11 protein-coding genes are annotated in these 11,272 nt (G+C 59.6%); 5 read left to right on the forward strand and 6 right to left on the reverse strand.

What is annotated here, in order from left to right; genetic code table 11:
- Window positions 1-10: 10 nt before the first annotated feature.
- Window positions 11-835: a tRNA 2-thiocytidine(32) synthetase TtcA gene (ttcA, locus tag QOM10_RS21890; protein ID WP_137219598.1), complete on the reverse strand. Its 825-nt coding sequence runs from the start codon at window positions 833-835 to the stop codon at window positions 11-13.
- 289 nt (window positions 836-1,124) lie between these two features.
- Here ttcA and QOM10_RS21895 point away from each other — a divergent pair, with 289 nt between their 5' ends.
- Window positions 1,125-1,727 carry a Yip1 family protein gene (locus QOM10_RS21895; protein ID WP_016773629.1) on the forward strand — a complete coding sequence of 201 codons (603 nt, stop codon included), beginning with the start codon at window positions 1,125-1,127 and terminating at the stop codon, window positions 1,725-1,727.
- Window positions 1,728-1,854: 127 nt separating this feature from the next.
- Window positions 1,855-2,349, forward strand: coding sequence for a SprT family zinc-dependent metalloprotease (locus QOM10_RS21900; RefSeq protein WP_064391623.1), 495 nt, complete (start codon window positions 1,855-1,857; stop codon window positions 2,347-2,349).
- 109 nt (window positions 2,350-2,458) lie between these two features.
- On the opposite strand, the gene QOM10_RS21905 is transcribed toward QOM10_RS21900, so the two are convergent.
- Both QOM10_RS21905 and QOM10_RS21910 read right to left on the reverse strand, forming a co-directional pair.
- A complete protein-coding gene (locus tag QOM10_RS21905) occupies window positions 2,459-3,640 on the reverse strand; it encodes a CaiB/BaiF CoA-transferase family protein (protein ID WP_316916934.1) in 1,182 nt (393 codons plus the stop codon).
- Window positions 3,641-3,785: 145 nt separating this feature from the next.
- Window positions 3,786-5,120 (reverse strand): dicarboxylate/amino acid:cation symporter, encoded by a 1,335-nt coding sequence (locus QOM10_RS21910; RefSeq protein ID WP_007917521.1) that lies wholly within the window; start codon window positions 5,118-5,120, stop codon window positions 3,786-3,788.
- A 351-nt stretch (window positions 5,121-5,471) separates the two neighbouring features.
- On the opposite strand from QOM10_RS21910, the gene QOM10_RS21915 reads away from it, so the two are divergent.
- Entirely contained in the window at window positions 5,472-6,470 is a 999-nt protein-coding gene (locus QOM10_RS21915) for an AraC family transcriptional regulator (protein ID WP_316916935.1), read from the forward strand.
- A 203-nt stretch (window positions 6,471-6,673) separates the two neighbouring features.
- Here QOM10_RS21915 and QOM10_RS21920 read toward each other — a convergent pair whose 3' ends face one another.
- The 3 genes from QOM10_RS21920 to QOM10_RS21930 all read right to left on the reverse strand — a co-directional run bounded on the left by QOM10_RS21920 (window position 6,674) and on the right by QOM10_RS21930 (window position 9,446).
- Window positions 6,674-8,020 carry an ATP-binding protein gene (locus tag QOM10_RS21920; RefSeq protein WP_016987433.1) on the reverse strand — a complete coding sequence of 449 codons (1,347 nt, stop codon included), beginning with the start codon at window positions 8,018-8,020 and terminating at the stop codon, window positions 6,674-6,676.
- Window positions 8,017-8,694 (reverse strand): response regulator transcription factor, encoded by a 678-nt coding sequence (locus QOM10_RS21925; RefSeq protein WP_016987432.1) that lies wholly within the window; start codon window positions 8,692-8,694, stop codon window positions 8,017-8,019. Before QOM10_RS21925 ends, QOM10_RS21920 begins: the two co-directional genes overlap by 4 nt.
- A gap of 149 nt (window positions 8,695-8,843) precedes the next feature.
- Window positions 8,844-9,446 (reverse strand): outer membrane beta-barrel protein, encoded by a 603-nt coding sequence (locus QOM10_RS21930; RefSeq protein ID WP_127929408.1) that lies wholly within the window; start codon window positions 9,444-9,446, stop codon window positions 8,844-8,846.
- Window positions 9,447-9,589: 143 nt separating this feature from the next.
- Between QOM10_RS21930 and QOM10_RS21935 the strand changes: the two genes are divergently transcribed.
- Window positions 9,590-10,381 (forward strand): dienelactone hydrolase family protein, encoded by a 792-nt coding sequence (locus tag QOM10_RS21935; RefSeq protein ID WP_316916936.1) that lies wholly within the window; start codon window positions 9,590-9,592, stop codon window positions 10,379-10,381.
- Between the two features lie 158 nt (window positions 10,382-10,539).
- Window positions 10,540-11,265: a 4'-phosphopantetheinyl transferase gene (locus QOM10_RS21940; RefSeq protein ID WP_316916937.1), complete on the forward strand. Its 726-nt coding sequence runs from the start codon at window positions 10,540-10,542 to the stop codon at window positions 11,263-11,265.
- Window positions 11,266-11,272 lie beyond the last annotated feature (7 nt).

Below are 11,272 nucleotides of genomic sequence, written 5' to 3' on the forward strand. Positions count from 1 at the left end.
TTGAAGGTGTTTACAGGTTGACGACGTTAACGAAGCGCGAAGCCGCCGTCTCGTCGATCTTCAGGCTGGTGAAGTCGAACAGGTTGCGATCGGCCAGTTGCGACGGGATCACGTTCTGCAGACTGCGGAAAATGCTTTCGGTTCGGCCCGGGGTCTTGCGCTCCCAGTCCAGCAGCATTTCCTTGACCACCTGACGCTGCAGGTTTTCCTGCGAACCGCAGAGGTTGCACGGGATAATCGGAAATGCCTTGAAGTCCGAGTACGCCTGGATGTCTTTCTCGTTGCAGTACGCCAGTGGACGGATCACCACGTTGCGACCGTCATCGGCACGCAGCTTCGGCGGCATGGCTTTAAGCGAACCGTTGAAGAACATGTTGAGGAAGAATGTCTCGACGATGTCGTCACGGTGATGACCGAGGGCCATTTTGGTCGCGCCGATTTCATCGGCAAAGGTGTACAGCGTGCCGCGACGCAGGCGCGAGCACAGCGAGCAAGTGGTCTTGCCTTCCGGGATCAGTTCCTTGACCACCGAATAGGTGTCTTTCTCGACGATGTGATACTCGACGCCCAGCTCTTTCAGATAGGCCGGCAGCACATGCTCGGGGAACCCCGGCTGCTTCTGGTCCATGTTCACCGCGACGATCTCGAACTTGATCGGTGCAACCTTCTGCAGGTGCAGGAGCACGTCGAGCATGGTGTAGCTGTCCTTGCCCCCGGACAGGCAGACCATGACCTTGTCGCCGTCTTCAATCATGTTGAAGTCAGCAACCGCTTCGCCGGCCAGGCGGCGCAGGCGCTTTTGCAGTTTGTTCTGGTTGACCGTAAGAGTGCCCATGACGCGAAATCCGTGAGGTGTGCCTAAAGGCCGGCATTTTACGCAAAAACCCCGGCGTTGTGGGCACAGGATATCGTGGCTCAAGGGTGCAATCTTTACAGACCCCAAGGCGATTAAGCCCCGTGTTTACAGCGCGATTTGCTCTAAGCCCCTGATACCTGTGCGGGTAAGACCTTTCTATACTGCGACATAAGGTCGCACACAATCTGAAGACCTGTATTTGCTCGGCCACCTTGGCCCGTAGGCGCTCCGCTGGGGGGCGATGGCAATAACAAGAGGAGTGACTGGCATGATCCATCACGTAGTGGGACTTTTCACCCACCCCGATCAGGAATGGAAGGAAATCCGTGGCGACCAAGAGGAAAGCATCAGCCACATGTACCTCACCCACACGCTGATTCTGGCGGCGATCCCCGCTGTCTCGGCCTTTATCGGCACCACACAGGTCGGCTGGGTAATCGGCAATCGCGCACCGGTCATGCTGACCTTTGAAAGCGCACTGTGGATGACGATCATGTCCTATCTGGCGATGCTCGGCGGAGTCGCGGTCATGGGTGCCTTTGTGCACTGGATGGCCCGCACCTACGACGCCAATCCGAGCCTGGCCCGTTGCGTGGCATTTGCCACTTACACGGCGACACCGCTGTTTGTCGGTGGGCTGGCGGCGCTGTATCCACATATGTGGCTGGGGATGATCGTCGGTACGGCGGCCATCTGCTACACGGTTTATCTGCTGTATGTGGGTCTGCCGACGTTCATGAATATTCCGTCGGACGAGGGTTTTCTGTTCTCGAGCTCGGTGCTCGCGGTGGGTCTGGTAGTGCTGGTCGCCATCATGGCATTCACCGTGATCGTCTGGGGACTGGGCGTAGGTCCCGTTTACACCAACTGACTCGACAGGCTGAATACAGGCCGCCGCAAGGCGGCCTTGTCGTTTCACGGATGACCATTCGGCAGCTCGGCGATTCGCAAGTCCACAGGGTTGCGGCATACTCAACGCCTCTGGAGATCCATCAAGCATGCCCGAGCAACTCAATACCCGCGTCGAAGACTGTTACCAACTCGCAGAATCCTTTTTCAAACGTTCTTTCCCACGCCCTGTCGTCAGTCTCAAGCTGCGCGGGCAAAAAGCCGGTGTCGCGCATCTGCACGAGAACCTGCTGCGCTTCAATCCGCAGCTGTACCGGGAAAACGCCGAACACTTCCTCAAGCAGACCGTGGCCCACGAAGTTGCGCACCTGATCGCCCATCAGCTGTTCGGCGACCGTATCCAGCCGCATGGCGAGGAATGGCAATTGATCATGCGCGGGGTTTACGAACTGCCGCCGGATCGCTGCCACACCTATGCAATCAAACGCCGCAGCGTGACCCGCTATATCTACAAATGCCCGTGCGCCGACAGCGATTTTCCGTTTTCGGCGCAGCGCCATAGTCTGGTGCGGCAGGGGCGGCGGTATTTGTGTCGGCGCTGCCGGAGTACTTTGGTGTTCAGTGGTGAGATGCGGGTGGAATGACTCCCTGATCGTTCCCATGCTCCGCGTGGGAACGCCGCCATGGACGCTCCGCGTCCACTGTGACGCAGAGCGTCACGGGATACATTCCCACGCAGAGCGTGGGAACGAGCTACGCAACTACCTTTAAGGCTCGCAATTCAGCAATCCGCTCAGCACTGAACCCCAACTCCGCCAACACCTGATCCGTATGCTGCCCCAACACCGCGCCAACATGCCGCGGCGCCGGCAACGCTTCGGAAAACTTCAACGGACAGGCCATCTGCGCCTGTGTCGTGCCATCCGCGCGCGGCACCTGCGTCACCAGTTCCCGCGCCTGCAACTGCGGATGGCGCACCGCCTCACCCAGACTCAACACCGGCTCGACACACGCATCGATCCCGGCAAACATTTCACATAGTTCAGCAAAGTCATGTTTTTCAAACTCGACCGTCAGTGCGTATTTCAACGCCCGCTGCTGCTCAGGCTTTGGGGACAGCCCTTGCGCGGCCAACTCCGGCCGCCCCAACGCCGTACACAGTTGCTGCATAAAGCCCGGTTCCAGACTGCCCACCGACATCCAGCGGCCATCGCGAGAGCGGTAATAATCGTAGAAGCTGCCGCCGTTGAGCATCTGATCTTCCCACTCAGGCTCTTCGCCGCAAGCGAGATACCCGGCCCCGGCCATGGCATTCAGGCTGAACGCACAGTCAGTCATGCTCACGTCCAGATTTGTACCCTGCCCCGTTTGCTGTCGGGCAATCACCGCCGCCAACAAGCCGATCACCCCGTGCAACGAACCACCGGCGACATCCGCCACTTGCATGCCCAACGGCAACGGGCCGCTGTCGGCGCGGCCGGTGTAACTGGAAAGCCCGGCCAGCGCCAGATAGTTGATGTCATGCCCGGCGCGATCCTTGTACGGCCCGGTCTGGCCGTAACCGGTAATCGACACATAAATCAGCTTCGGGTTGATCGCCTTCAGCGCTTCATAGCCCAGGCCCAGACGCTCCATCACGCCGGGGCGAAACTGCTCCAGAACGATGTCGTAATCGCCCAGCAGTTGCTTGACCACTTCCAGCGCCTCGGGCTGTTTGAGGTCCAGCGCCAGACTGCGTTTGTTGCGGTTCAGGTAGGCATGGCTGGCCGATACTCCGTGATCATGCGGCGGCAACACGCGCAGCAGATCCATGCGTGTCGGTGATTCAATGCGCAGCACTTCAGCGCCCATGTCCGCCAGCAACAGCGAGGCGAACGGCCCCGGCAGCAATGTCGAGAAATCGAGGATTTTCAGTGAGGCCAGCGGTGCAGACATGGGCGAACTCCTTAAGCGATGCACTCAGCCTAGGCAGCGATACCGCGCACGGCAATCACCGGAAATGTCAGCGGGTGTGACCGTTACGCTCAAATCGCAGGCAAGAAAAAACCCGCCGAAGCGGGTTTTTCCAGGCAAGCAGTGCTTACTTCACATTGCTTGGGGTTGGGCCTTCAGCCACACCCAGGTCGTCTTCTTCACGCTCGTCGGAGATACCGCGACCGCCCGAGGCCAGCTCGGTTTGCAGCTGATCGGTATCCAGTTCCTTGACCCACTTGGCAACCACGATGGTGGCTACTGCGTTACCGACCAGGTTCGTCAGTGCGCGGGCTTCGGACATGAAGCGATCGATACCGAGGATCAGCGCCAGACCGGCCACTGGCAGGTGACCGACCGCCGACAGGGTCGCGGCCAGCACGATGAAGCCCGAACCGGTCACACCAGCCGCGCCTTTGGAGGACAGCAGCAATACCAGCAGCAGGGTGATCTGGTGGGTGATGTCCATGTGGGTGTCGGTCGCCTGAGCGATGAACACGGCCGCCATGGTCAGGTAGATCGACGTACCGTCGAGGTTGAACGAGTAACCGGTCGGGATCACCAGACCTACTACGGATTTCTTCGCGCCCAGACGCTCCATCTTGATCAGCATGCGTGGCAGTGCCGATTCCGACGAGGACGTGCCCAGTACGATCAACAGTTCTTCACGGATGTAACGCACCAGTTTAAACACGCTGAAACCGTGAGCACGGCAGATCGCACCCAGCACCACCACCACGAACAGGATGCAGGTGATGTAGAAGCAGATCATCAACTGGCCCAGTTGCACCAGCGAGCCGACGCCGTAGGCACCGATGGTGAAGGCCATCGCGCCGAAAGCACCCAGCGGCGCCAGTTTCATGATCATGTTGATGATGTTGAACATCACGTGGGCGAAGCGATCGATCATGTCCAGCAGCGGACGACCGTACGAACCCAGGCGATGCAGGGCGTAGCCGAAGATCACCGAGAACATCAGCACTTGCAGGATGTCACCGGTGGCGAACGCGCCGACGATGGTGTTCGGGATTACATTGAGGAGGAAACCGACAATGCTCTGGTCTTTACTGGCCGTCACATAAGTGGCGATTTTCGAGGCGTCCAGGGTGGTGACGTCGATGTGCATGCCGGCGCCCGGTTGCACAACGTTGACCACGATCAGACCGATCAGCAGGGCAATGGTGGAAACGATTTCGAAGTACAGCAGCGCGTAGCCGCCGGTCTTGCCCACGGATTTCATGTTCTGCATGCCGGCGATGCCGCTGACAACGGTACAGAAGATGATCGGGGCGATGACCATTTTGATCAGTTTGATGAACCCGTCACCCAGCGGCTTGAGGGCCACACCGGTCTGAGGGTAGAAGTGACCAAGCAGGATGCCGATGGCGATGGCAACGATCACCTGGAAATACAGGGATTTGTACAGTGGCTGACGAGTCGTCATTGCAGGTTTCCTCAAGCGTCCCGCGTGACAACATCCATCTGTTGGCCGCGAAACCTTAATTGCGAACCCTCCTGCACTGGAGGGATTTGTTGTTGGAGCAGCGTTTTCCGTCAGGGACAAACGCACGCTTCTGTGGCTTGTATCGCAAACCTCGTGCCACTTTGGTGCGATTAGCTGCAAGCCTTTTGATATCAGGGTTAACAGGTCCGCGGATGTCACCATCCGGTGACTCAAGTGTGGCGGATTTCCGCCAACTCGCCGCTTCTCGTCCTACAATTTGGCGGAAATCCGCCTTGCCGATGCGTCCAGCCCGCCGCTACCATCCGGCGCCTGAGGAAGGATCTGCCGCTTATGCGCGAACGCACCATCGCCAGTCATTTTGCCCGTGCCGCCCTCGGCGGCGCACGCCGCGTGGGTTTCGATTACTCGGGCCTGCTGCTGCAACTGGGCATCAGCCCTGAATTGCTTGATGAACCGCGTGCACGCATTGCCCCGGAACAATTCACCCGGTTGATTCAGGGCCTGTGGCTGGCGCTGGACGACGAATACCTGGGTTTCGGCAACGCGCCGAGCAAGCCCGGCAGTTTCGCCATGATGTGCCACGCCTCGATTCACTGCCGCAATCTGGAGAAAGCCCTGCAACGGGGTTTATTGTTTTATAGCCTATTCCCCGAAGCCCCGCGCCTGAGCCTGACGCGCGAAGACGAATGGGTGCGCCTGAGCCTCGATGATTCGCGGATGTGGGACCCGGATCACTTTCTCACCGAGAGTCTGCTGGTGATCTGGCATCGCCTCGGCAGTTGGCTGATCGGTCAGCGGATTCGCCTAGAACAAGCGACCTTCAGCTATCCGCGCCCCGAGCACGGTGCTGAATACGACCTGCTGTTCCCCTGCCCGCTGACCTTCGGCAGCGATCAAAGCAGCCTGCTGTTTCATAGCCGCTACCTGCCCATGCCGCTGTTGCAGGACGAACGCACCCTCAAACACTTCCTCGAACGCTCCCCCGCCGACCTGCTCTCACGCCCGGACGACGGCGACAGCCTGAGCAGCCGCCTGCGTCGTTTGCTCAGCCGTGACACTGCACGTTGGCCGGATCTTGAGGCGGTCGCCGAGCATTTGCACATCAGCCCGCAGACGTTGCGCCGGCACTTGCGCGAGGAAGGCACGAGTTTTCAGGAACTGAAGGATCAGTTGCGGCGGGATATCGCCATCTACCATCTGGGCCGGGCGGATCTGTCGTTGCAACAGATCGCCGAACAGCTGGGGTTTTCCGAACCGTCGGCGTTTCATCGGGCGTTCAAGAAGTGGACGGGGCTGACGCCGGGGGCTTATCGGGCGCAGGAGCAGTGAGGCTATAAATCAAAAGCCCCTCACCCTAACCCTCTCCCGGAGGGAGAGGGGACTGATTGGGGGATGTTCAATAAATCCGCCGACCTGACAGCTCTCGCTGAATCCATATTCGACGCAAATCGCTCAGGTCGATCATTTTCGCAAGACACTTCGGTCAGTCCCCTCTACCTCTGGGAGAGGGTTAGGGTGAGGGCAACTTCCAATCACACCGCCGGAAAATGAATCCTGAACGCCGCCCCACCCATCGGCGAATCGCCCAGTGCGAGTTTGGCGTTGTAGCTTTCAATAATATCCTTGACCACCGCCAACCCGATCCCCTGCCCCGGATGCTGGGCATCCAGTCGTTCGCCACGTTCCAGAATCCGCGCGCGCTGATCCGGCGGCACGCCCGGGCCGTCGTCTTCGACGCACAATTCAATCCCGGCCAGGGTCTCGCGCACGCTGATACGCACTTCGCCCAGACACAGGCGATAAGCGTTCTCCAGCAAGTTGCCCATCATTTCCAGCAGCGCGCCCTGCTCGATCGGCACATAACAGTGCTCTGGCAGATCGAATGCCACGCGCACATGCTTGTCGCGGTAAACCTTGTCCAGTGTGTCGCAAAGGCTTTTGAGCACCGGTTGCAGGCGCACCTGATGGCGCACCAGTCCGCTTTTGCGCAAACTGGCCCGTTGCAGTTGGTAGCTGATCTGCTGGCTCATGCGTTCGATCTGACTTTGCAGCACCCAGGCCTGATCGCGCTCTTCTGGACGCTGGGCCATGTCCTCGCTGACGCCTTGCAACACTGCCAACGGAGTTTTCAGGCTATGCGCGAGGTCATCGAGAGAATCGCGATAACGACTGCGCTGCTGGCGCTCGCTGTGCAGCAAGCGGTTGAGCGAGCCGGTCAGGCGCAGCAACTCGCGCGGATGTTGCTCGGTGAGGCTTTCGCGGGTGCCACCTTCGATTTCGTCGAGTTCCTGACTGAGCCGGCGCAAGGCTTTGAGGCCCCAGGTCAGGCCGATCCACAACAATGCCAGCAGCACGAGCAGTGCCGCGCCGAAGCCCAGGTAGAGATTCTCGCGCAGTCCTTCAAGGGTGGTTTCGTACTCGCGCACCGGTTGCAGGGCAACGATGCTGAACGCCGCGCTTTTGCCGCCGAGCAGTTTGACTTCAACGTCGTAGACGAAGAACTCCTGGCCGTTGGTTTCGCGAATCCGCGCGAACTCGTTACCGAGTCCGTCGTAGCGCGGCTTGTAGTTGATCTGCTCTTCCTGGGTGGCTTTCGAGCGCCAGACCAAATGCCCTTCGCGGTCGTAGATGTAGCCGAGCAAACGGAAATCGGTGAGGTTGAAACGCTCATCCGGCAACTGATTGGGCATCACCAGCCGACCGTTTTCGATGCGCGCGGCAGAAATGAGCGTGGTGACGTCGGAGGCCAGACGTTGTTCGATCGAGTCCTGCAACGCGAGGCTGAACGCGCCTTGCATCGCCGGGAGCAAGGCGAGCATGAACAACACCGCCAACGTGGTGGCGGCGAGCATCAAGCGAACACGAAGCGAACGAATCAAGTGCAGCGCTCGTTGAACAGGTAGCCGAGGCCACGCACAGTGTCGATCGGTTTGAATCCGGCCGGGCCTTCGAGTTTGCGGCGCAGACGACCGACCAACACTTCGATGACATTCGGATCACGCTCGTCGTCGTCCGGGTAGAGCTGCTCCATCAAGCGATCCTTGGGCACCACTTGTTGATGGTGGCGCATGAGGTATTCGAGGATGCGGTACTCGTACGCGGTCAGCGCCAGCGGTTGCTCATCGAGGGTTGCCTGTTTGCGATTGAGGTCGAGCAGCAGCGGCCCGGCGACGATGGTCGACTGGGTGAAACCGCTGGAACGGCGCAGCAAAGCATTCAGACGCGCGTCGAGTTCTTCGAACTGGAACGGCTTGACCACGTAATCGTCGGCGCCGGCGGCGAGGCCTTCGACCTTGTCCTGCCAGTTGCCGCGCGCGGTGAGGATCAGGATCGGGAAGGTCTTGCCGCCCGCGCGCAACTGGCGAATCAGGTCGAGACCGCCCATGCCCGGCAGGCCAAGATCGATCACCGCCAGGTCAAAGTTGAACTGTCCGGTCTGGTACAGCGCCTCTTCGGCATTGGCCACGGACTCGACCACGTGGCCACTTTCCGTCAGGCGGGTTTGCAGGTGATGGCGCAACAGCGCTTCATCTTCGACGACCAACAGTTTCATAACACTCTCCCGGGCAAATCAGAATCTCCAGTCACACACCTGTGGGAGCGAGCCTGCTCACGAAGACGATGGTTCAGTCGACATCTCATCGACTGAACCGGCGCTTTCGCGAGCAGGCTCGCTCCCACACTGAATCTGTCAGCAACTCCTTAGAAATTGTAGTTGGCCGACAGGTAAGTCTGGGCGCTGCTGGTCAAATCCAGCGAGCCTTGCTTGCTGCCGCCGCGCTCGCTCATCTCGGTGCTGGCGTTGCTGCGCAGGTAACGGTAACCGAGTTCGACCGAAGTGTTTTGCGATACTTGTTGCAACACACCCAACTGACCACCGACGGCATAACCGATATCACTGTCGCGGCTAAAGCCTGGCGATTCCTGGGTCAGCTTGGTCAGACCCGCCGTCGCACCGCCGAACAACTTGGTGCTGCCGCCGACCGGGTAGAACAGATCGTAGCTGCCCAGCAGATTTTCCTGACGCAGTTTAATGCCATTGTGCGAGCCCGACACGTTGTCGTAGGTGGCGTAGTAGCGACCCTGGCTGTTTTGCTGACCGAGGCGCACGCCGTAGGTGTTGTTGCCGTCGATCGCGCCGGTGGCGTTCGGGTGATCGAGGTTGTTGTTCAGCGAATTGGATTTGTTGATCTTGTCGCTGGTCTGGCCGAAGGACAGGCCGGCGAAGTTCGAAGTGGTATCGGCCTGGGCCGCGATACTGGCGCTCATTACGGTCAATGCCAGCAACAGTTTGTTAAAAGTCATGGGTATTTCCTCTTTCACAGTGCTGTTTGGGTATGGCGCAAGGTTACTGACCCTCCCCTGTACCGCCCCTGAACCGTCTCTGAACCTGACCTGAACCAAATGAACTAGGCTGATCTGACCTTTTATTGTCAGGAGACCCGACCATGCGCCTGTTCCTTGCCCTCACCTTGCTGGCCGTCAGCAGCCTCACTCAGGCTGCGATCAAGACTGAAGAAATTCCCTACCAAAGTGCCGATGGCACAAAGTTGATCGGCTACTACGCCTATGACGACGCCATCAAAGGCAAGCGTCCGGGTGTCGTCGTGGTGCACGAATGGTGGGGCCTGAACGACTACGCCAAGCGCCGCGCCCGGGATCTCGCCGGGCTCGGCTACAGCGCCCTGGCCATTGATATGTACGGCGAAGGCAAGAACACCGAGCACCCGAAAGACGCGATGGCGTTCATGCAGGCGGCGACCCAGGATGCGGCGGCTTCCAGCAAGCGCTTCGAGGCCGGGCTGGATTTGTTGAAGAAGCAGCCGCAGACCGACGTGAATAAAATTGCCGCCATCGGTTACTGCTTCGGCGGTGCGGTGGTGCTGAACGCCGCGCGTCAGGGTGTGCCGCTGGCGGGTGTGGTGAGTTTCCACGGTGCGCTGGCGACGAAAACACCAGCAACGCCCGGCAGCGTGAAGGCGAAGATTCTGGTCGAGCATGGCGCGCTGGACAGCATGGTCACTCAGGACAATGTCACCGCGTTCAAGGCAGAAATGGACAAGGCCGGGGCTGACTACAAGTTCGTCAGTCTGGATGGCGCCAAGCACGGTTTTACCAATCCGGATGCCGATCGCCTGAGCCATGGCGAGCATGGTGGCCCGGACATCGGGTACAACAAGGCAGCGGATGAAAAATCCTGGGCGAACATGAAGGCATTCTTGCAGAAAATATTTAGCTGACCCCTCCGCACCTGATCGTTCCCACGCTCCGCGTGGGAATGCAGCCCGGGACGCTCTGCGTCCCAAAGCGGACGCAGAGCGTCCATTGAGGCATTCCCACGCAGAGCGTGGGAACGATCATCTCGACCTTGGCCCGACTAACCGGCAAAATGCCCGCCATGAATCTCACCCCCGCCCTCCCCGCCTGCTGCACCGCGCTCGACAGCCACTGGCCGTTGCCGACGGTATTGGCCGACACCGTGCTGCTCAGCACCCACTTCGATCCTGCTCAACTGCTTGGCGATGATTTTCAACGCAGCGCCGTGGTTGCGCCGCCAAGCATTCAGCGTTCGGTGGCCAAGCGTCAGGCGGAATTTCTGGCCGGCCGGATCTGCGCCCGGGCGGCGTTGCAGCAACTGGAAGGCAGCGGCGTGGTGCCGGCGATTGGTGCAGATCGCGCGCCGATATGGCCCGCGCACATTTGCGGCTCGATCACCCACAGCACCGGACGCGCGGCAGCGATTGTCGCCAACAAGCAACACTGGCGCGGTTTGGGCATGGATCTGGAAAACCTGCTCAATACCGAACGCGCCGAGCGCCTGGCGGGGGAGATTCTGACACCACCCGAAATGCAGCGCATGACGGCCGCCTCGCGAGATCAGTTGGCGTTGTGGGTGACGCTGACGTTTTCGGTGAAAGAAAGTCTGTTCAAAGCACTGTACCCGATCGTGCAGCAGCGCTTTTATTTCGAGCATGCTGAAGTGCTGGAGTGGACTGAAGCGGGCCATGTGCGCTTGCGGCTGCTGACGGACTTGTCGGCCGAGTGGCGCAACGGCACTGAACTGGACGCGCAGTTCGGGGTGCAGGATGGGCAGTTGTTGAGTCTGGTCAGCATTCAGGCCTGAAATCTTT

It is taken from the genome of Pseudomonas sp. P108 (assembly GCF_032613195.1).
Classification (GTDB): Bacteria; Pseudomonadota; Gammaproteobacteria; order Pseudomonadales; family Pseudomonadaceae; genus Aquipseudomonas.

What these genes read in the sequence shown, in the direction of transcription:
- QOM10_RS21910 (WP_007917521.1), bottom strand. Translation starts at nt 5,120, where the DNA reads ATGACGACTCGTCAGCCACTGTACAAATCCCTGTATTTCCAGGTGATC.
- QOM10_RS21900 (WP_064391623.1), top strand. Translation starts at nt 1,855, where the DNA reads ATGCCCGAGCAACTCAATACCCGCGTCGAAGACTGTTACCAACTCGCA.
- QOM10_RS21930 (WP_127929408.1), bottom strand. Translation starts at nt 9,446, where the DNA reads ATGACTTTTAACAAACTGTTGCTGGCATTGACCGTAATGAGCGCCAGT.
- ttcA (WP_137219598.1), bottom strand. Translation starts at nt 835, where the DNA reads ATGGGCACTCTTACGGTCAACCAGAACAAACTGCAAAAGCGCCTGCGC.
- QOM10_RS21895 (WP_016773629.1), top strand. Translation starts at nt 1,125, where the DNA reads ATGATCCATCACGTAGTGGGACTTTTCACCCACCCCGATCAGGAATGG.
- QOM10_RS21925 (WP_016987432.1), bottom strand. Translation starts at nt 8,694, where the DNA reads ATGAAACTGTTGGTCGTCGAAGATGAAGCGCTGTTGCGCCATCACCTG.
- QOM10_RS21940 (WP_316916937.1), top strand. Translation starts at nt 10,540, where the DNA reads ATGAATCTCACCCCCGCCCTCCCCGCCTGCTGCACCGCGCTCGACAGC.
- QOM10_RS21935 (WP_316916936.1), top strand. Translation starts at nt 9,590, where the DNA reads ATGCGCCTGTTCCTTGCCCTCACCTTGCTGGCCGTCAGCAGCCTCACT.
- QOM10_RS21905 (WP_316916934.1), bottom strand. Translation starts at nt 3,640, where the DNA reads ATGTCTGCACCGCTGGCCTCACTGAAAATCCTCGATTTCTCGACATTG.
- QOM10_RS21915 (WP_316916935.1), top strand. Translation starts at nt 5,472, where the DNA reads ATGCGCGAACGCACCATCGCCAGTCATTTTGCCCGTGCCGCCCTCGGC.